Consider the following 20,358-nt stretch of genomic DNA (forward strand, 5'->3'; position numbering starts at 1 on the left):
TCGTGGTTAACCATCTATAGTATTTATAAAAATGATATTAGGGAGTTCAAGCAAATGGTTCTTTTGAGGCTTTATGTAGACTATTTAAAATAATACTTATAAAGAAAATAACACTACTACAGAGGAAAAGTGAAAAAGCAACTAAGTAAAGTGAGTGTTCAATAGTGTTAAAAATACTAAGCGTTATTAAACCTGACGCAAGCATACCTAGCGCGCTATAAATAACATTAGCAATAGTTGTATCGTCTGATATAGCTTGACTAAGAGCCATGCCAAGTGAAAAGGAGTTTGGATAAACTATTTGACATCCGGTGGTGTAGAATAAAAATGTAGCAATAATTGTTAAAATATTACCATATTTGCTATCGATAAGTGTAAGCATAATAATGCAGGAAAATACCATCAATAATGAGGCAATTATCAATTTTTTATAAGGTGATATTTTTTGAAGAGCTAAATTTAAGACAGCTCCTATGAACATTCCTACCATAATAACTGTTAAAATAAGTGCATTTTGAATTTGTGTTATCTGTCCATATTTATGAAAGATAAAAGGCGTGCTTAAAAAAAAACAATAAATCCAGTATATGCTATGGAAAAACATAATGGATATAATAAAAAGTGTAAATTAGTTAGTAGTTTCTTATAGATACCTACTACTTTTTGTGTACTAATATTTGAATCGAGATCCTTTAAAAGGGAGGTTGGTTGGTTGGTATAGATTGAACATGATGCAAATAAAAATTATTACAGATAAAAGTAAAAATGCGCCTCGCCATCCAAATAAATAATTAGCATAAATAACTAAAAAGAAAGAAGCTGTTTTAAGTAGAGTTAAAATAGTGCTGCTTATAGACATAATTTTTGATAATTGATGTCCGTTATATTGTTCAGATAGGGTTTGACGTACTAATAGAGTACATCCACCTAATCCAAAACCGGCCATACCGAAAAAAAATGAAAAAACTATTATCTTAGTGGCTATGGCAATGCCTAGCGTGCTAATAAAAGCAATACTTAAAGTGATTCTTAATAAAAAATTAGGAGAAAATCGAAAGACTAAAAAGCTGAAGAAAATCCATCCTAGACTATAAAGCAAAAGAAAAAATGACAGGGTGCTAGTAATTGATTGATTAGTGGTTCTTAGGTCAGAGGCTATCTCAGGTATGAGTGGCGTCCACGCAAACGTTATAAAAAGAACACTTGCAATAACCATTATATAAGTTATTGTATTACTCTGAACTTTCATCAAATTTATGTCTCTACTGATATTTCCTTTTAAATTTTATACAGAAGCATTCTTTAAATCACTTTCAAGTTCTTCATAAAGAAAAGGCTTAAGGTGATCCCCGCCAAATAATTGAAAATAGTGTTCATAAGGCGTTCTTTTCATATATTTATAACTTGTTGCAACAGGCAGAAACTCCTCCTTAAATATATTATGGAATAGGCCAATCATGGTATAGCGCATGTGATTCGAACTATTAAACCCACTTCGATGAATCATGTTACCATCAAAAAAGAGTCCTTGCCCTAATTTGACCTCAATGGAAGTAGGGTTAAATTTTTCTAATTGTTTAAAATCAACCTTGAAGCGATGATTATAAGGCACATCAAGTTTTATTTCTTGCTTTATTAGTTCTTTATGGCTTCGAGGGCATAACATTAAAGTGCCACGTTCAAGTGTCGCATCACGAACTATAGGAATCCACATATGAGTAAATTGGCTAAATGGAATAGTCGAAAATACATCATTATGCCAATCTAAAGTAAATTGTGAAGGCGATCTGTCCTTATGGTTATTTGGATCAGAAAAAATTAAGCAGTTTGATAACATATAAAGCGGATTGTCATCTGAATACTGGTTAAGCTGACGAACAGTTGAAGCAAGCTTTGGATGAGATGCTAAATTTAAAAATGCAGGAGTACGATTGACTATTCGCTGAATAATGGATGGGTAACTTATATTATATTTACGTAATTCAACTATGCCTTTATCTATTATATTGTTGATTTGCATTAATTGTGGTTGATTTAGCTCTTTTGATGCTCGAAATAAAATATCTTTTATTACGGTACTAATTGTAACTTCCATATTTTTTAGTAATGACATAGGTAAAACGTTATCTATAACAATATAACCTTCCTCATTAAATTGCTTAATTTTACTCTTTGAAATTTTCATTACTATTCTCCTGCCTAGTAAATAAAAAACAAACCCTAATAACGAATAGGGTTTGTTTTTTATTTAAGTTGCAGGTATAAACATGATAGCTCTCCTTTTCAGTCAAATGTCTACTAAAATATAGCATACTGATCAAAATTATATCAATTGTAGATACCCAATAATTTTTTAGAAATTAATAGAAACAATAACTTATAAATAATTAAAAAATTCTAATTTTGATTTATAAGGTATTAAAGAGCGGTTATTAAAAAATTTAAATATCAATTAATTTGTATAAAAGTTAATAAATTGTTGACTATTTATCTACTGGTAGGTAGAATGCTGTGCTATGAAACTTACAACTATGCAAGAAAAAATATTGAATACAGCAGAAAGCCTGATCCAAAAAATGGGTTACAACGCTTTTAGCTATAGGGACATCGCTCAAGTGGTAGGGATTAAAACTTCTAGTATTCATTATTATTATCCAGCTAAAGAAGACTTAGCCATTGCAGTAATCGATTGGCAATTGTATCGACTATCATCTTTTTTAGATGAAATGAAGTTCAATGCTTCTTTATCTTTACAAGATAAGTTATTAAATTTAGTGGATAAGGTTATGTCTTTAACATTACATGATGAAATGAAAATGTGTCTAGGAGGTATGCTTGCATCAGATGTAATTTCATTGCCGGAAAGGGTTAAGATTAAAGTGCGTTCTTTTTTTAATGTTTTGGAAAACTGGATAAACGACGCAATTAGGGAAGGACTGTCAGGTAGAGCTGCTTTGCGTACTTTAAAACCTAATGAACTGGCTAGGTATGTATTAGTTCAATTGGAAGGAGGTTTATTAATGTCTAGATTATATGAGGATATTTCTTATGTCGAAACGGTAAAATTTTTTATAAAAAAAACGTTTTAATTTTTTTTATTTATTTTATCTATCTTCTGGTAGATAGATAATTGGGAGAGACAGTGAAAATTAAATTACTAACTTTTTGGATGTTTATTTGGGGATTAATAACTATGACTTATGCGAGTGAAAAAATAATGATTAATGCTGAAACTATTCATAAAGCCACATTTATAAAAATGAAGAGCCAACAAGGTTCTACCTCAAGCTTCTTGCAGTTTCTCAAAAGAGGGGCGCAACTTGTGCATGAGACTGAACCCAATACAGCGCTTTGGTTTGCTTTACAAGAAGATAATCAGCTAGGGATTTTTGATATTTTTTTTAATGAAAAGGGAAGAGAGCAACATTTTGCAGGCCAAGTAGCCCATGCTTTAAAACAAAATGCTACCCAGTTAGTATTAGGAGGTTGGGAAAAAGGGGTGTTACAAAATATAAATAATTATGATCTTATTGCTTCTAATAATTTTAATAAGGATACAGTGTTAACTGCTAAAGAAGCTTCATACATTACTTTTCAAGCTAAACCAGGTAAAAATCGTGAGTTGGAAATTTTATTAACAAAAGGTTCTCAACTTATTAATCAAACGGAACCAGGGACTTATTTGTGGGTTGCCCTGAAAAATAGCCAAAATACGTACGCTATCTTTGATGTCTTTCCCGATAAAGCGGCGCAAAAGGCACATTTCTCTGGCAAGGTAGCTGAAGAGCTTAGGAAAAATGCCAAAAAATTAATTGTGGGGGGCTGGGAAAAGGGCGTTATCACTAATGTTCATCAATTTCGAATTATCGCTTTAACCTAATTTTGCGCACTTAGGTGCGCTTCTCTTATATAAGATAAATAGAGGAACTTTTACTATGCATTATAACCGTATCTTGTGTTTGTTTTTTGTAGAATCATTTCATAAACTAGCCTCTTACCTATCAATCAGTTATTCTCGAATTATCAGGATGCACCTAAGTTACTCAGAAGGAATTAAAGGAGAGAAATATGGGAGGAGAGTTAGAGCGTTATCAACAAGACTTAGATATAGCATCTAAGCCTATTGCAGCACGCCTTGCTGATTATCAAAAAGTTATTCCAGAAATAAGAAAGTTATTAAATGATTATTTTTTTAATGCCAAACGCATTCAGAAATTGAGTGAACCTGCTAAAGAAGCAGAACTGGTTTTTAATTTTGATCAAATTAAAGATGCTATGGAATTCTGTTTGGTGGATGAGTCTTTTATAAAGAATTTAGCTTTAGCTAACGGTTCAAGTTGGGCAACAGCTCTTGATGTTCATATTGCTAATAGTAACTTACCCATAGAAATCCAACCAGAAAAGGGGCTTTACATTTTTAAATCTGAAAAGCCTTATACACCTATGGCACAAGCCTTTATGCAGCAGTTTACTTATGCTTTAGGCATTTATCGATTAAGTTTGAATCTTTATGAAGTCTATGCTCCTATCTTAAATCATGCAGAACTACAGCAAATACAAACTTTCAAAAAATATATTGATTCAGCACAAAGCGCAAAAGAATTGCTGCAACGAGAAGATATCGACTTACTAGCCTTGTATCGGCAGACTAAGTCTTTTAAAAAAGAAATTCTTGGCCAACTTAAGAGTGAAAAAATAGATCAAGGCATTAATATAATTAAAGCTGATTTAGATAAGCTCACTGCGCAGTTAACTCAATTATTAGAATTCGGTGCAGGTTATTTAGAAAACTGTTATAAGGTGTTTCCTAATGATCCTATCCTATGGATGTTTCATGATCGAAGCTGGCATGGCTTAATAAAAAATACTTCAGCCCTTTTATATGCTAATTACTATACTTACTCTACCTTAAGTACCACCTTAGAGATTAAAAAAGAATTCATTGGGTTAATTAAAAATGAACTTGAGCAATTTAACCTTATTGCATATGAGAAATTAGGTTTATTAAAAATTGAATTACTAAGTAAAGCAGCAAAAATTATCTGTGAGTTTAAAGTTGATCTACAGGCTAAGCTTGTTAAGCAAGGTATTGAGATCGTAGAAGCACCAGTAGTCAGTATGTTTTCTAGGACAGCTAGGCCCAGTATGTATCAATTAATGGCTGAATATTATACAGCATCTTTGCCAGGGACAACCAATACGCAGAGTGAGATATTTAATAATATAAATCCTTAGGATAATCTCTTTATTACAGAGCTAACTTGCAACCTTATTTACCAAGAGGTTAGCTCATTTTCTTCATTTTATGATAGTGAAGCATTTTCTGGTATAATGCTTGCTCTATTGTTATCTAGCTATTTGTTATCATTATTAATTTAGAAGTCAAATACCTATGAAAAATACAAATTTAATGATCTGCGATGCAACAATTCATCCAGGTGAAACGGCTAATTTAGCATTGCCACTGCCAGAATATTATTCATGTACTAATTTTTATATGCCTATTAAGGTGATTCATGGTAAACAAGCTGGCCCATGCTTATTAATTTTTGCTGGTGTTAATGGTGATGAGCTCAATGGCATTGAAATAATTAATCGCTTACTTAAGGCTGACCAATTAAGAAATATACGAGGTACCTTAATTGCTGTTCCTGTATTAAATGTTTTTGGCCTGATTAATAATTCTAATCCTTTCCCATATGAAACGAATTTAGAGCAGTGTTTCCCAGGAGATAGGGAAGGTTCTTACGGCGAGCGTATAGCTGAAGTATTTACACGTGAGATTTTAGCAAAGGCTTCTTATTGTCTTGAAATTATAACAGGTCAAATTAATGACGATTTATTACCACAAATTTATTGTGACTTAGATCAACCCGAAAGTAAGCGGCTTGCAAGGCAATTCTTAGCCCCGGTTATCAACCATGTTAAGAAAGATCACTCTTTACGCAAAACTGCTGATGATTTAAATATACCACTGTTAGTCTATAAAGCAGGTGAGGCTAGACGCTTTGATGAGGCTGCTATTAACTTAGGTATTAAAGGTATCCTCAATATGATGAAATCATTGGATATGATTGATGCAGAAGAGCGAAGTGAATCTAATGAATTAAAACCAGTATTTTCACAAGAACAAGACTGGATTCGGGCACATCGAAGCGGCATGGTAGTTGTTGAAGTTGAATTAGGACAATTTATTAAAAAAAGACAAACAATTGGTCGCATCATTGATCCTTTTTGTGCGGATGCAGCAGAACCCATTAAAGCTAATCAAGATGGAGTCATTGTTGGTATCAACCGTAATCCTCTAATTCATGAAGGCCAAAGTATTTTCAAAATAGCTTCCTTTATTGACAATAACCAAGCTGAAATAACATTAGAAGCTTGGTCTGAGCAGCAAGAGGCAATAAACAGTGAGATTAATTAAACCGGCACCCAAAGCTATATTGGTTTGGCTAATATGTGTTTTCTTTTATTTATATGAATTTTTGCTGCGTACCATTTTAGGTACTTTTCAGCAGCCTATTATGCATGAATTAGAACTAAGCCAAGTTCAATTTGCTATCTTGAGTTCAACTTCTTATTTATTAGTCTATGGCCTTATGCAAATACCCGTAGGGGTCATTGTTGATCGCTTTGGTTTAAAAAGGACGCTATTTATAGCAGCTTTACTCTGCGCTGTTGCTAATTTAGGTTTTGGTTTTTCCACCAGTTATCCTATGGCTATTATTAATCGTGTGATTATGGGATTAGGATCATCGTTTGGTTTTATTTGTTTATTGGTCGCAGTTTACGATTGGATGCCAAAACCTAATATTGCCTTTTTTATTGGTTTGTCACAGTTTTTTGGCACTTTAGGCCCAATGATTGCTGGTGGACCTTTAAATACGCTTGCTAATGCTGGGATTATTAGCTGGCGAGGCTTATTTATGATATTAGCCGCTATCGGTTTGTTTCTTTCTTTAATTATTCTGTTATTTGTAGAAAAAAATAAACAGCATCCTGGTAATTTTATAATCTTATCACGGCCGAGAGCTACCTTAGATAGTCTTTATGTGTTGATTAAACAGCCACAAATTTGGTGTATCATGTTATGCGGTACCTTTAACTACTTTAGTATCGAATATTTATCAGAAAATGAAGGAAAAAACTTTTTAATGCATAACGGTTTTTCCTCTAATTTTTCCTCTTATATGATTACTTTAGCATGGTTGGGTTTTGCCATTGGTTCACCTATTGTTGGTTATTTTTCGGATAAAATTAAACGACGCAAGCCATTTCTTTTATTTAGTGCAGGAACATCCTTAATAGCACTTACAGGTATAATTTATTTTCCTATTCAAGAAATAATTGTTGCCTTTTACTTTTTTATTCTAGGCCTGGGCATAGGTGCAGCAAGCATTGGTATAGTCGTTATTGGTGAGCAATGTAAAACTCATTATTTGGCAGCAGGTTTAGGACTTAATAATGGCATTATAATGCTATTGGTTTCTATAAATGCACCTATTATAGGAAGTATTTTGCTTTGGGAATCTCATCAAGTTCCTTTATTAACAGCTTATCACTATTCTTTTAGTCTTTTGGTTTTGATGCCTTTAGTTAGTTTATTCATTACTTTATTTTGTATTCGTGAAACGTTTGCCAAGCCTGTAAAGGAGAATACAATTTTAAATGTAAAGGTAAGTCAATCCTAATAGTTAATTCTTTCTAACTTTTGTTTATTGAAGGTTAGTGAATGTGCGAGCAAAAATATTAATTAACCAAAAATTATCTTTAGTTATTCGCTATTCATAATAAAAGAAATGCGACCATCGGGTTCAACGAAGGAGCGATACACATTTTTTATGGTGATCTCTCCTTGTTGAACTCGTAGAGCTTGCAAGATATCTGCAGATGTTAGCTTCGTTTTTTGCAAATTTTTTTCTATATATTGACCATCTTTAACAACTACCTTTTCATTACCTCGAATAAAGTGCCCGACCCAATTGTATTTAAAAGAAATAAATAGTAAACCACGATGAATAATTACAATCAGGCTAGTTGAAACCAAAGATGACAACAAAGGTAAAGTGCCAACAATAGACGCACCTAGCACCGCCCCTATGACAATGGTAATAATTAAGTCTAAAGGCGAGTACTTTCCTAATAGACGTGCAGATCCTGCTCTAAATAAGAATAAGGCATATACTGTGACTATAGTCGTACGAAAATAGAGCTCATAATTTAAAAGGTCAATAATTTTCATAGGCTTAAGTACAGGAGTAATCCTTTAATAAAAATAAAGAAGTCATTATAACTTGATTTGTCTAAATAAAAAACATATGGGTCTTTTAATTGACTTTTGATTAAATCATTTAAATGGTTTTAGATTTGTCTTTCAAACGTCGGTTGATAATCCATTTCGTAATACCTAAAACCCTACGTTCTACACTTTGACTATAGGCACCAGGATGAACAGCACTCGATTCCGCGAACAAGTCGCGGAATGTAGGCAGAGGGTTAGTTAGCCTAGGTAAAATCGATAATTAAGTCATTATCTTTCTTAGCTTACCTCCCACGGCTTGTCCACGGGATCCTGGATTTATAGGAAGCGGATAAGCCGTACCACATAAAGCTTAAGTTAGCGTAATTAGCTCGTAGCAACTGTCTTGAATTAAAATTCAAGACAGTTGCTACGCTAGTTGTAGGCAAAGGAGATTACAAATGTATTTTGAGTTTCACTAGCTCTTTAATTAGATTTGCTTTAGATTAGCTATCTAATGACAGGAGGAAAATAAGGTACTCAATGAATTTACTTGAACCTATAGTTTGGGGATTGGTGTTAAGTGCTGATTCATTTTCCGCTGCAGTTGCGCTAGGTTTTAGGCCACATAAGTTTAGTGACTCTTTAAAGTTTGCTTGTTCATCAGGTGGAGCTGAAGTAGTCGCTGTTATTATAGGTGCTATGGCTGGGAGAAAAATTCTTGCTCAATTTAGCTCCATAAGTCAATGGATTGCTTTTTTATTACTCTTTGCTGTTGCAGCTCATATGTTTTATGAGGGTATAAAGGAGTTAAAAGTTGAAAGGACAGAACAGGACTTAAAGTTTCATAGTTTCATAAAAATCTTAATAGTTTCTATTGCAACTAGTATCGATGCTCTGGCAGTTGGTGTTAGTTTAGCAATTTCCACTAAACCTTTATTACCTTATTTAATCTCTATAGGAGTTTGGGCGTTTATATCTACAATAGTTGGTATGGCGATTGCAAAACAAGTACCGCAAAGATTATCAGCAATTTTTAATATTATTGGTGCATGCATTCTTCTTATTCTTGCTTTTCAAGTGTTTTAACCTTTTAAAATTTTCGTTAAATATATTTGCTATATTTTATGTCAAGTTCACATTAAATAAGAAAAATGATTTTTATCGGTAACGGGATTTTGATGCTATCGTTCTCTCAATGCTTCTTGCTTAGCTCTAATTAAAGGCTTAATTAGGTATTGGAGAATTGTTTTTTCGCCTGTTTTAATATGAACAGTAGCTGTCATGCCTGGCAAAATATAAAGTTTACGTAATTTGCCTAAATAATTTCGAGGGCGATGTCGAAGTTGGTTTTAGTGTGACTGCATCTGATGGCTCTTATAACTTTATTAATATCGCGCCAGGCGACTACTGGGTCGATATTCATAATGATTCAGTTGATTTTAATATACCTAACTACATCTTAACTACCAATAATGAGCCTGCACTTGTTACTATCGCTGCAGGGCAAGTTATTTCTAATGCTTTTAATTTTGGCTATGTCCCTACAGATGATGATGGTCCTGTTGAGCCACCACCGCCTACAGATGATGATGGCCCTGCTGAGCCACCACCGCCTACCGATGATGGCGGAACTAGTGTGTCAAGTTCTAGTGGGACGACAGCTACTCCAACACCAGAAGATACTTCAGGAACTGACGCAGTAGCTCCTGCTCCTGATGCTGGAACTGTAGCTGCTGCTCCAACACCAGAAGATACTTCAGGAACTGACGCAGAAACTCCGGCCCCTGCTCCTGACGCCGGTGGTGGAACTGTAGCTGCTGCTCCAGCGCCAGAAGAAGCTACAGCATATGATATCGCTGCTATAACTCCTGAGAGTTATCTTGACTCTAGTAGTTTGTTCATTGATAGTATTCAACTCTAAAGTTGAAGTGCTGTAAACCTCGCTCCTGAATATTAAACTAATTAAAATTTCAGGAGCGTGAGTTTTGTAATTACACCATTCATATTAAATTTAAAGAAAAGCAGATTTATATGTAAATGAGGCTAGTATATAACTGCATTTTAAGTGTGCTAACGTTGGTGTTGAAAAAATAACTCTTTATCGCCGTAATACGAAGCTAGTAAATTACTTTCAAGCATTAGGGTGCCAATATGATATTCTGAACCGTGGTATTTTCCATAAACTTCATACAAAGGACCCATAGGTATTTTTGCAAATGATAGTCTAAAATCTTCACGTGAATTCTCAGGGATGATATCTGTTACCGCGCTACTGGGTCTAAAATAGATTTGTTCGGGAAAGACAGGAATACCTGCAAATTTACCCTCACTTGTCCAAGCCGCTAAATGCCATAGAGGTAAATCATTGGCAGGATCACGCGTCCATTCAAAAATTTGCTCAATTGCTTTGAGTGTCCAGCTAGTAGGATGCGCTATATGGTTAGTAAACTCTTTAGCAAAATAATTCCAATTCTCTTGCTGTCCCTCAAGGGAGTTCATCACTTGTAAGTTTAAAGAGGGATTTTGTGATACTAAAAATTTAATAGCCATGCCAGGTATATAGGTATTATCTGTGGGAGAAATAGCAAGAGATAGGCGTGCTACACCAATACCTCCCTTTTGATAAATACCTGTGAAAGGATGATTAGGAGTAGGAATAAAGGCAATTTTTCCTACTGAGCCATTAGCATGAATAATTTTTACCCGTCCTTTTGGTATCTCATCACTAAAATGATCAAAGGTAGCGCTTAAGGTAAATATGCCTTTTATTTTTTCGAGTACTTCTTTAAAACTATTACCACTTAGTTTTGGCAAGGGATTAAATTTATGGCTTTTGACCACCTCATCCCATAATAAATCTTGTTTTTGCGTGGCAGATAAAACTTGATAATCACTGGGTAGTTGTGCAAATACACTAACATTAATAGATAAATATAAAAGCGCACTAACAAGTAAAGTCCAAAAGCGATACATCTAACTCTCCTTAGTAAGAAATTTACTTTTTTAATGGGTATAATCTTTATACATTTGAAATTATTCTAAAAAAAACCTTAAGATGTTAATTTTTCTTATTTAAAATCATCTCAATTATCAAATGATATTGGAATTAAATAAGTAAATAAACAAATTAAAATTAATAAGTTTAAACTCTTGCTAAATGGTCATTTTAAAAATTGTAAGGCTATAAATTATTTATCTTAATATAGGATGTACGAGCTCGCTAATTAAAAATTTCATTAAATTTACTAAAGTTTTTCTTAAAGATACCGAGATAGAGTAGTGTCAACTGTAATCAAGTAATACTTTAAACTTTAGCAAGGATGCCATTATGAAAAAACTACTAATAGCTTTTGTTGTTGTTTCTTCTACTTTAGCAATGACTGGTTGCGGCTGCGCATTATTTGGTTGTGCACCTGCCCAAGAGTATACTGCTACAACTTATGTTAAATAAGTTTTAGTTAGTAGTTAAATATGAACGTAGTCTAAGCAAAGGTCCGCGAGTCTAATCTTAGGCTACGCTTCATTAGACAGATTTAAAAAACATAAATGGTTTTTATATTTTTTTCTAGTTTAATCAAAATCATTATTTGAGTAATCTAGCACTTGAAAATTAGATTTATTTTCTAACACGCTCTGGGGAACTTGGCCGGTAAAATGATTATTGTCTAAGCGTAGAACCTGAAGTTTAGACATGTTGCCTAATTCAACAGGTAAAGAGCCTCCAAAATTGTTGTTTTCAATTCTTAAAGTTTTTAGATTGTAAAGCGTGGTAATTTCACTCGGCAGGGTCCCACTTAAATGATTATGGCCTAAATAAATATGCTCTAAATTTTTTAATTGGCCTATTTCAGGTTTTAATTCACCAGAAATAGAATTATTAAATAAATAGAGTTCTTTTAAATTCGTTAATTCAAAGAGAGCATCCGGAATAATGCCGCTAAGGTTGTTATCATCAAGCCTTAATATTTCTAACCTATTTAGTTTGCCAATTGATATGGGTATTTCCCCTGACAATTGATTAGCATGCAAATCAAGCCAGATAAGATTGTCAATATCGCCTATAGAAACAGGGATATTTCCTTCTAATTTATTTGCTTTTAACCAAATATTTTCAAGCTTTTTGCATTGGCCAATAGAATCAGGAATAACGCCGCCAATCTTATTAAAGCTTAAGTAAAGCGTTTTTAATTCAGTTAAACTGCATAAGGACTCTGGTAAGTTTCCTTCAAGATTATTATCGTATAATTGTATTTCGATAACTTGCTCGTGTTCATTACAAATGATCCCATGCCATTGGCAATAGGAAACTTTTTTTGAAAGCCAATTATCCTGACGAATCCAGTTAGGGCCTTTCGTTGAGTAATAGAATTTTTCTAGCTCTAATCTTTGTGTCGGATCTTCTTTGCTATTTATCGCCATACTGAAGGAAGGAGAGTTAAATAATATTAAGGCAACAATGCCAGCCACTAGCCATATAAATGATTTAAAACAGCGAAGCGTAAGAATCCACATAGAGGGTATAAATTTAGACATAAAAAATTGTTTAAAAATTCTTATCAGGACTATATGATAATCTATTTTATCTACATACACTCTAGAATCTTCGTATTTAAGATTTAGGTGCTATAAATTTTCGTTCTTTCAATAAAAATTTACATCCTCTAACTAAAAAATAAGCTTTAACGTTTGATAAATAGATAGGCTCGCCTTCTTTAGCTTCAGCTATATTGGATTGTTTAATTTCTGAACCATCAATAATAATAACCATGCCTGAACCTATACACTCTGCTTCTTTGCCCTCTCGAATAAGTACAGCACTGTCTTCACCTAAACCCACACCTAATTTTTCAGGGTTTAATAAGATAGCATGGGTGAGTCGGCTAAATCGTCCTCTTTTGATAAAATGAGTATCAACGATACAATGAGGTAATAAACTAAATCCTGAAGAAATAACTAAATTTTGATGAAGTAGTGCTTCAGTTTGTCCACCTGAAGCTATGATTACTGATGGTATAACCATAGCGCCTGCACTTGTTCCTGCTATGATGTAATGCTCATTATGGAAGTATTCTTCTTTAATCGCTTTAATAAGATTGGTGCCTCCTAAAAGTGTAGCATGATAAAATTGATCCCCGCCGGTAAAAAAAACAACCCCTGCTTTTTTTGCTTTTTCTATATAGTCTTCGTTTTCGCCGTCCTCTCGATGTTCAATAAAAATAAAATCAATGATTTTAAAACCTAACTTTTTAAAGGCCTTTTTATATCCTTCTTGAGTTTCTTTATGTAAATTCTTACCAGAAGTAATAAATAATATTTTTTTGATACGAACTTCTGTTAATATTTTTTTAAATATCTCGTAAGGTGTAAAATCGGATTCATCCTCTTCAATATCAGGCGTTTTCTCACCTCTTTGTTCAGCTCCGCCTATTAATAATATTATTCCTTTGGGTTTCATGTTCTTCCCTTTATTAAATTTTTAATAAAATAAAAATATTTAATAATTGCACTAACAGCCATTTAACTTTATTGAAATTAAGTATAGTATGTTTATAGCGCTCATCTCCTAGCTTAGCAGAATTTCTTTTTGAGTTTTTCTGTTAAGCTCTATAATTAAGTTATCAGATTAGTTTCTTAAATGTTGTCAGCAATAAATACTAACTATAAATTTTTATTTTAAAAAATGCCAGGCAAGGGCCGTTATAATGACCTCAGAACAACCCAGTAAATTAATGCCTACTGTATCGATACCTCCTATCCTATATGGTACGGCTTGGAAGGAAGAGAAAACAAAAGAGCTAGTTTTACAAGCGCTTAATTTAGGATTTAAAGGCGTTGATACTGCAAATCAACGAAAGCACTATTTTGAGGAGGGCGTTGGCTTAGCCATTCAGGAATTTTTACTTACTAGCCAAAAAAAACGTAATGACTTATTTATCCAAACCAAATTTACCTCAGCAAATGGTCAAGATCACCGAAAACCTTATAATGAATCTGATTCTTTGGCAGAGCAGGTTAATCAGTCTTTTGCAAGTTCGCTAACCCATCTTCAGACTGATTATATTGATGCCTATATTTTGCATGGACCTACATTTTCTCAGGGAATAAATAAGGCCGATCTAGAAATTTGGCAGGCTATGGAAGAATTAGTTTATGCAGGAAAAGTCAAATTTTTAGGAATTTCCAATGTAACTATTGATCAGGTAGAGGAGCTATACGAACAAGTTTCTGTCAAACCAACTTTTATTCAAAACCGATGCTTCGCTATCACCCGGTGGGATCAAGACGTTAGGTTATTTAGTAACCAAAATAAAATTATTTATCAAGGTTTTTCCTTACTTACTGCTAATCAGCATTATCTTTTAGGATCTTATACGCAATTATTAGCTGAAAAATATAATAAAACCATCCCACAGATTATCTTTCGCTTTGCATGCCAAATTGGAATATTACCTCTAACAGGAACTACTAGCTCAAAACATATGAAAGATGATTTAAATAATAATGATTTTGATCTTTCTATAGATGAAATACAAAATATAGAAAATATAGCAATGTCTTTTTAGCAGTAAGCGTTCGCTCCTATTCACCGAGCGGATAAATTTGACACAAATCGCGTTAAAGTAATGCCCATGAAGTCTCAGGTACTGATGTATACTAAGTTTTTTCAGTATTATTTTCACCGTAATCTGTACTCAAATTAATTAGTTCCTCAAGATTCAACCATATCCCACTGAACGGTTAATAGCGACAACTTAAAAACAGCTCTGTCTTTCCCGCGCAGGCGGGAATCCATTTCTATGTAAGTACAGTGCAAGGGTTAAGGATAGATTTCCGCTTGTGCGGAAATGACAAAAGCTTTAAGTTGATGGCATTAGGCGAGCTATTAATAGCGACAACTTAAAAACAGCTCTGTCTTTCCCGCGCAGGCGGGAATCCATTTCTATGTAAGTACAGTGCAAGGGTTAAGGATAGATTTCCGCCTGCGCGGAAATGACAAAAGCTTTAAGTTGACGCCATTAGCTAAACAATTATTTTTAACTTAATTATTTAAATATTAATCAATTATTTTGCTTTTTTCTTGAATAAAATTTAATATATCTTTTGGCGTTTTCGCAAGATAATTAGGTTGATATTGTCTAAGCGTTTCTTCAGAATTAAATCCCCAAGTAACAGCCATTGAATTAATATTAGCCTTGTGAGCAGCTTCAATATCTCTTGTTTCATCGCCAATATAGAAAGTCTTTAATAAAGGCATTCGATACGTTTTAATTATTTTTCTTAACACCTTCTTTTTACCGAAGTAGCTTGATTTTGCATAAATGAAACTAAATAACGATTGAATCTTATAATGATTAAGCCAGGTAAGTACATTTTCTTCTGAGTTAGATGTTAGTATTCCTAGCGTGCAATTTAATTGTTGCAATTCAGTTAATACTTCCGGTAAATCTGCAAAAATTGGTAAAGAATGGATATCTTCACTGAGCGCTTCTCTTGCTTTGCGAAGTACCTTAGGTAGCTTATAAATAGGGATATTAAGGGATTTGATAAGCTCACGGGAGCTTAAATTTCTTAATTTATCTATTTTAGTTTCACTTATATCATGAAAATTTAATTCATAAGCTAAAAGACTAAATTTTTTTAAAACAGCAGAGAAGCTATCAGCTAGCGTACCATCAAAGTCGAATATTAAATTAAATTTATTATCTGTAACCATGATTGACTCATTCACCATAGCAATCTGATTCATGAAGAAAACGAATTTTAAAGCCAAATGCTTTTTCGAAAAAAGCTAAAGACGACTTTACATCTGTTACATAAATAATCGTGTAGCCAAACTTCATAGATTACACCCTAAAGGTAAAGCATATTAAATTATTTCAATAAGATTCTGAAAAATAACCTTGTGTCCCTTGTGCCATAACAGCTTCTGCATGTCTATTTAAAGCATGAATATAGGCTGCAGTACGCATATCTATTTGATGAAATTGAAATAAATCATAAACATTTGTAAACTCTTTCGTCATGATAGCATGTAATTGTTTGTATACCTTCTCTTGGCTCCAATAATAACCTGATCTATTTTGCACCCATTCAAAATAGCTTACGGTAACACCACCAGCATTAGCTAAAATGTCAGGAACAATTAAACAATTCTTTTCTTTTAAAATTAAGTCAGCTTCTGTGGTTGTAGGGCCATTTGCGACTTCAACAATAATTGGTGCTTTAATTTTTTTTGCATTTTCTTTCGTTATTTGGTTTTCGAGCGCTGCTGGAATTAAAATATCAATATCAAGCTCTAATAATTCCTCATTGGTTATATTATCTGCTTTAATCAACTGACAAACGGAATCTTCACAGTAAACTGCTTGCAGTTGTTTAAAGTTGTTTTTAGCATGAATAATACTTGGAATATCAAATCCTTGTTTACGATATATGCCACCTTTAGAATCGCTGACTGCGACAATTTTATAACCATCTTGATAAAGTAAGTAGGCTATAGATTGTCCAGCATTACCAAAGCCTTGAATGGCTACTTGCATTTTCTTTGGTTGCCACTTATTGATTTTTTCTAACTCTTTAATGCAATAATAGGCGCCTCGGCCTGTTGCTTCTTCACGACCTTGGCTACCGCCAAGCGGTAAGGGTTTGCCGGTAATGACTGCAGGTGTTACTTGGCGGACAATTTTAGAATATTCATCCATCATCCATCCCATAATCATTGCATTAGTGTATACATCAGGAGCAGGTATATCGAGATCAGGTCCGATAAAATCCGCTATTGACGTAATATAACTTCGACTCAATCGTTCTAACTCAAGTCGCGACAATTGTTTAGGCTGAACAATAACTCCACCTTTTGCACCGCCAAAAGGAATACCTACTACTGCACATTTGATAGTCATCCAAAAGGCTAAGGTTTTTACCTCAGCTAAATTAACGCCAGGATGAAATCGAATGCCACCTTTAGTAGGACCACGTATGTCATTATGATGTACACGATAGCCTTTAAATATTTTTAAACGCCCATCATCCATGCGCACTGGTATCGACACTTCAAGGCACGCTTTGGCATGCTTAAGTTTCTCAACAGCTTCTGGATCTAACTTAGCAAAAGTAGCCGCTATATCAAGGCGCGATAATGCTTCGATATACAGTGTGTCCTTTCTCATACGTTATCCTTAAAAGTTTTTATATTTTGTTGAAAGTACTTATTTTATTATTTATTTTAAATGGTTGGAATAAAAATTGCACACGTATCTGCGGGAAAGGATTCCTATCCATATTTTTAATTTTAACTCTTATCTATCAAGTTAAACAATTTATAGCATTCTTAGCTTCGTTAGATACAAACAAGGAGGTCATTGTGCGCCAGTTAAAATACATTATCCTTAGTTTTTTCTTAAGCTGTTCTTCACTTGTGTTCGCTCAAACGTATCAAGGCGAGCTTGAAGTGCTTATCTTTGATTATTTTGATAATAATAAAGCTAAAACGATTTATCAACTTCATGAGGCAGGCGAAGTTTATAAACTAGAATTACCTGATTCAATTGATAAAAGTGAACTTTTATCTGGCAATAAAGTTATTGTTGAAGGTGAAGAAGTTAAAGGTTTAAAAGAGAAGGTGATTAAGGTTGATTCACTTACTGTTCAGAAAAATCTAACTCTGGAAAATTCGCCTAAAGTTCTTTCTGTACCTGATATCAGAAGATTATTAACATTAATAGTGAATTTTAAAAATATGCAAGCAACGTCGACTGTTTCAATAAGTGACGTAGATTCTATCTTATTTACTAGCCTTCAATCGACTCGCCGAAACCTGTTAAGAAGTTCATTTAATCAGGTTAATCTTTTAACTGATCCAAATGGCGACGGTCATTCTGATATTTATGTTATTAATCTAGATTATGATGCAACTGATTGTAATTATAATAAGTGGGCAACAGATGCTAAAAATGCTGCTATGCAGTCTGGACTAAATTTAGCATTGTATAGGCATTTTATGTTTATCCTTCCACAAGCCGTGAATTGTGGCTGGGGTGGTTTAGGGCAATTAGGCTGTGGTACAGCATGTAATACTTGGGTAAAAGCTTATGATCCAAGGCGAGTTTATTCAAAACTTATTTATACTCATGAGCTTGGCCATAATCTAGGTATGCATCATGCTGCCACGGATACAAACAATGATGGTATTAATGATTCAGAATACGGCGATGCGGCTTGTATTATGGGCACAGGTGATTCTCGTTATTATAAAGAAGTTAATGCACCACATCGTGATCAAATGCGTTGGTTTGATTCTTATCCTGAAAGAATTGCGACTGTAACTTCGGGTAGCTATGTACTTAACCCACTTGAAGTAGGACTTCATAGTACAGGATTATTAGCATTAAAAGTAAAAAAGAATGCCACAGATACTTATTATATTTCTTATCGCAGAAATAGGGGGCTTTTTGGATCAGGGGCACCTTCTTATATAGATAGAATTAGCATCCATTGGACACGTGCTGGCGATAACCATACTTATTTTATAAGAACTTTAAATGCTGGCGAAACTTTTGTTGATGCTGCTAATAACGTAAATATTACTGCAGTTATGACTGGTGGCGCTACAGCAATGGTATCTGTTAATCAATAAAAAATAAAGAGAGCTTAGTTTTAATAAGCTCTCTTTATTTTTAAAAAAGTCTAATGCAATCTAAATAATAGTACATTTAAATTTTGCAGAAGAAGGCTTATCTTTAGAGGCTGCGTTGTCGTTCTCTTTATTGACTTCTTCTATAAACATTCTGCCTGCTGGCTTTAATCTTAGTGACGTTGAAACTTTAGGTAAGGATTGTGAAGTTGCTACGGATGACTCCAATATATCGATGCCACTATTTAAAAAGTGAATGGTACGAACTTCGCGATTTACAAATGCTTGTAAATCATGCTGATAATAATCTAGGGGTTCTTTTTCTACAGCAGAGACCTTAAAGTAATAAGAGGCACTAAATTTTTTAACTTCAACTTTAGTCTCTTCAAATAAAGCTTTCATCGCTTTAGTAAAAAAAGGAATACAAAAAGCATTGTCATTAAAACTACGATAAAATGGACAAGCAAAAGCCTCTTCACCAATTTTAAAAATAACTTTTCCATCAACCTCTTTACAGAAATATTTGCTTGCATAAAGAGATAAAGTAATGGTTGATATTTTTAAACTGTCTCTTGCAATAAGTTCATTAGCGAGATGTTTTCTAGCCTGTAGGTAAGTGTTAATGGTTTTGAATAGTTCAGCTGGAAATTTCTCTTGATCAGCGAGCGTATAAGGATTTTTAAAAGTTGCTTCTTTCATGACCTGATACGTAAGTTCATCAATAAAAATTCTAAGGGAGATAGGCGTAAGCCCATCTTTTAAGCGGCCTACATATTCAGAAACTAAGTTATTAGTATAGGAAAGAATACCTGGGATCTCAGTTACCTTATTTAAGGAACGAGTTTTACCAATCGCTTTGTATTTTACTTCAACAGCATATCTTAAAGCATCATTGATTTGGTTTTCACTATTAAAAACTTGAGGATGAATAATACCTCGCAAGCCACCGCTACCTACAAAATAATTAGTAGTGGGGTATTGGTTTTTTAATTCATTAAAATCTTTTATTTCTTCATATTGAATCTTAATTTCAATTGATTCAGCATACTGTCTTAACATTATTTCAAGATCACTAATTAACACTTTAGCAGGAATATTATCTAGAACCTCTCCAAATCCTTGACTTCTATCCATATCAGCAAAGGAACTATGGTCAATATACATCGCATGATTGCGTAAGGGTGTTTTATATTTTTCAAACATTAAAATGTCTATATATGGACATTGCAGTTTAAGTTGAATTGCGCCTAAAAGCCCAATAGGTCCTGCACCAATAAAAATAATATCTGGAGCCAAGTTCATCTCCTTGAAGACTAAAAAGGGGATATTAACAATTAATGTAATTTGATTAAATGGAAAGAAATAATTTTTTGAACTTTGTTAGACTTGGAAAAAATGAAGAAGTTTTTATTTGTAGAATTAAAATAATGTTTAATCTTTTTAACTATTCAGGGCATGTTTGTAATCTATATATGTCCTATAT

Annotated in this window: 21 protein-coding genes; 10 read left to right on the top strand and 11 right to left on the bottom strand. The window is 33.5% G+C overall.

Annotated elements, in window-relative coordinates; genetic code table 11:
• Positions 1 to 46: 46 nt before the first annotated feature.
• The 3 genes from E1P04_RS10470 to E1P04_RS10480 form a co-directional block, all read right to left on the bottom strand.
• Complete coding sequence (locus tag E1P04_RS10470) at positions 47 to 382, bottom strand: hypothetical protein (RefSeq protein ID WP_131782857.1); 336 nt, start codon at positions 380 to 382, stop codon at positions 47 to 49.
• Between the two features lie 288 nt (positions 383 to 670).
• Positions 671 to 1,249: an MFS transporter gene (locus E1P04_RS10475; protein ID WP_345788923.1), complete on the bottom strand. Its 579-nt coding sequence runs from the start codon at positions 1,247 to 1,249 to the stop codon at positions 671 to 673.
• Positions 1,250 to 1,285: 36 nt separating this feature from the next.
• Positions 1,286 to 2,185: a phytanoyl-CoA dioxygenase family protein gene (locus E1P04_RS10480; RefSeq protein ID WP_131782859.1), complete on the bottom strand. Its 900-nt coding sequence runs from the start codon at positions 2,183 to 2,185 to the stop codon at positions 1,286 to 1,288.
• A gap of 331 nt (positions 2,186 to 2,516) precedes the next feature.
• On the opposite strand from E1P04_RS10480, the gene E1P04_RS10485 reads away from it, so the two are divergent.
• The 5 genes from E1P04_RS10485 to E1P04_RS10505 all read left to right on the top strand — a co-directional run bounded on the left by E1P04_RS10485 (position 2,517) and on the right by E1P04_RS10505 (position 7,691).
• A complete protein-coding gene (locus tag E1P04_RS10485) occupies positions 2,517 to 3,089 on the top strand; it encodes a TetR/AcrR family transcriptional regulator (RefSeq protein WP_131782860.1) in 573 nt (190 codons plus the stop codon).
• Between the two features lie 53 nt (positions 3,090 to 3,142).
• Positions 3,143 to 3,880 carry a putative quinol monooxygenase gene (locus E1P04_RS10490; protein ID WP_242604435.1) on the top strand — a complete coding sequence of 246 codons (738 nt, stop codon included), beginning with the start codon at positions 3,143 to 3,145 and terminating at the stop codon, positions 3,878 to 3,880.
• A gap of 188 nt (positions 3,881 to 4,068) precedes the next feature.
• Positions 4,069 to 5,235, top strand: coding sequence for a hypothetical protein (locus E1P04_RS10495; protein ID WP_131782861.1), 1,167 nt, complete (start codon positions 4,069 to 4,071; stop codon positions 5,233 to 5,235).
• 157 nt (positions 5,236 to 5,392) lie between these two features.
• Positions 5,393 to 6,424: a succinylglutamate desuccinylase/aspartoacylase family protein gene (locus E1P04_RS10500; protein WP_131782862.1), complete on the top strand. Its 1,032-nt coding sequence runs from the start codon at positions 5,393 to 5,395 to the stop codon at positions 6,422 to 6,424.
• On the top strand, positions 6,411 to 7,691 hold the full coding sequence (locus E1P04_RS10505; RefSeq protein ID WP_131782863.1) for an MFS transporter: 1,281 nt from the start codon (positions 6,411 to 6,413) through the stop codon (positions 7,689 to 7,691). Before E1P04_RS10500 ends, E1P04_RS10505 begins: the two co-directional genes overlap by 14 nt.
• Positions 7,692 to 7,774: 83 nt before the next feature.
• On the opposite strand, the gene E1P04_RS10510 is transcribed toward E1P04_RS10505, so the two are convergent.
• The gene (locus tag E1P04_RS10510; RefSeq protein ID WP_131782864.1) at positions 7,775 to 8,242 is read right to left on the bottom strand and encodes a DUF421 domain-containing protein; all 468 of its coding nucleotides are present in this window, start codon (positions 8,240 to 8,242) and stop codon (positions 7,775 to 7,777) included.
• 540 nt (positions 8,243 to 8,782) lie between these two features.
• Between E1P04_RS10510 and E1P04_RS10515 the strand changes: the two genes are divergently transcribed.
• Together E1P04_RS10515 and E1P04_RS10520 are read left to right on the top strand one after the other, a co-directional pair.
• On the top strand, positions 8,783 to 9,328 hold the full coding sequence (locus tag E1P04_RS10515; RefSeq protein WP_131782865.1) for a manganese efflux pump MntP: 546 nt from the start codon (positions 8,783 to 8,785) through the stop codon (positions 9,326 to 9,328).
• A 268-nt stretch (positions 9,329 to 9,596) separates the two neighbouring features.
• Positions 9,597 to 10,163, top strand: coding sequence for a RodZ family helix-turn-helix domain-containing protein (locus E1P04_RS10520; protein ID WP_131782866.1), 567 nt, complete (start codon positions 9,597 to 9,599; stop codon positions 10,161 to 10,163).
• A gap of 149 nt (positions 10,164 to 10,312) precedes the next feature.
• Here E1P04_RS10520 and E1P04_RS10525 read toward each other — a convergent pair whose 3' ends face one another.
• On the bottom strand, positions 10,313 to 11,215 hold the full coding sequence (locus tag E1P04_RS10525) for a hypothetical protein (RefSeq protein WP_131782867.1): 903 nt from the start codon (positions 11,213 to 11,215) through the stop codon (positions 10,313 to 10,315).
• A gap of 355 nt (positions 11,216 to 11,570) precedes the next feature.
• Here E1P04_RS10525 and E1P04_RS18245 point away from each other — a divergent pair, with 355 nt between their 5' ends.
• A complete protein-coding gene (locus tag E1P04_RS18245; RefSeq protein ID WP_282433117.1) occupies positions 11,571 to 11,693 on the top strand; it encodes a hypothetical protein in 123 nt (40 codons plus the stop codon).
• A 119-nt stretch (positions 11,694 to 11,812) separates the two neighbouring features.
• Here E1P04_RS18245 and E1P04_RS10530 read toward each other — a convergent pair whose 3' ends face one another.
• Positions 11,813 to 12,775 (bottom strand): leucine-rich repeat domain-containing protein, encoded by a 963-nt coding sequence (locus tag E1P04_RS10530; RefSeq protein ID WP_242604436.1) that lies wholly within the window; start codon positions 12,773 to 12,775, stop codon positions 11,813 to 11,815.
• Positions 12,776 to 12,851: 76 nt separating this feature from the next.
• Positions 12,852 to 13,697, bottom strand: coding sequence for a cyanophycinase (locus tag E1P04_RS10535; protein WP_131782868.1), 846 nt, complete (start codon positions 13,695 to 13,697; stop codon positions 12,852 to 12,854).
• Between the two features lie 247 nt (positions 13,698 to 13,944).
• On the opposite strand from E1P04_RS10535, the gene E1P04_RS10540 reads away from it, so the two are divergent.
• Entirely contained in the window at positions 13,945 to 14,805 is an 861-nt protein-coding gene (locus tag E1P04_RS10540; protein WP_242604437.1) for an aldo/keto reductase family protein, read from the top strand.
• 491 nt (positions 14,806 to 15,296) lie between these two features.
• On the opposite strand, the gene E1P04_RS10545 is transcribed toward E1P04_RS10540, so the two are convergent.
• Genes E1P04_RS10545 through E1P04_RS10555 form a run of 3 tightly spaced genes read right to left on the bottom strand, consistent with a single transcriptional unit; the run spans position 15,297 to position 17,412 of the window.
• Positions 15,297 to 15,956 (bottom strand): HAD hydrolase-like protein, encoded by a 660-nt coding sequence (locus E1P04_RS10545; RefSeq protein WP_165482748.1) that lies wholly within the window; start codon positions 15,954 to 15,956, stop codon positions 15,297 to 15,299.
• A gap of 7 nt (positions 15,957 to 15,963) precedes the next feature.
• Positions 15,964 to 16,083, bottom strand: coding sequence for a VOC family protein (locus E1P04_RS18300; protein ID WP_345788921.1), 120 nt, complete (start codon positions 16,081 to 16,083; stop codon positions 15,964 to 15,966).
• 36 nt (positions 16,084 to 16,119) lie between these two features.
• Positions 16,120 to 17,412, bottom strand: coding sequence for a Glu/Leu/Phe/Val family dehydrogenase (locus E1P04_RS10555; RefSeq protein WP_131782870.1), 1,293 nt, complete (start codon positions 17,410 to 17,412; stop codon positions 16,120 to 16,122).
• A gap of 194 nt (positions 17,413 to 17,606) precedes the next feature.
• On the opposite strand from E1P04_RS10555, the gene E1P04_RS10560 reads away from it, so the two are divergent.
• A complete protein-coding gene (locus tag E1P04_RS10560) occupies positions 17,607 to 18,878 on the top strand; it encodes a metallopeptidase domain-containing protein (protein ID WP_165482749.1) in 1,272 nt (423 codons plus the stop codon).
• A gap of 60 nt (positions 18,879 to 18,938) precedes the next feature.
• Here E1P04_RS10560 and E1P04_RS18080 read toward each other — a convergent pair whose 3' ends face one another.
• Positions 18,939 to 20,171 (bottom strand): hypothetical protein, encoded by a 1,233-nt coding sequence (locus tag E1P04_RS18080; RefSeq protein ID WP_242604438.1) that lies wholly within the window; start codon positions 20,169 to 20,171, stop codon positions 18,939 to 18,941.
• Positions 20,172 to 20,358: the final 187 nt, after the last annotated feature.

Source organism: Legionella gresilensis (assembly GCF_900639865.1).
Classification (GTDB): domain Bacteria; phylum Pseudomonadota; class Gammaproteobacteria; order Legionellales; family Legionellaceae; genus Legionella_C; species Legionella_C gresilensis.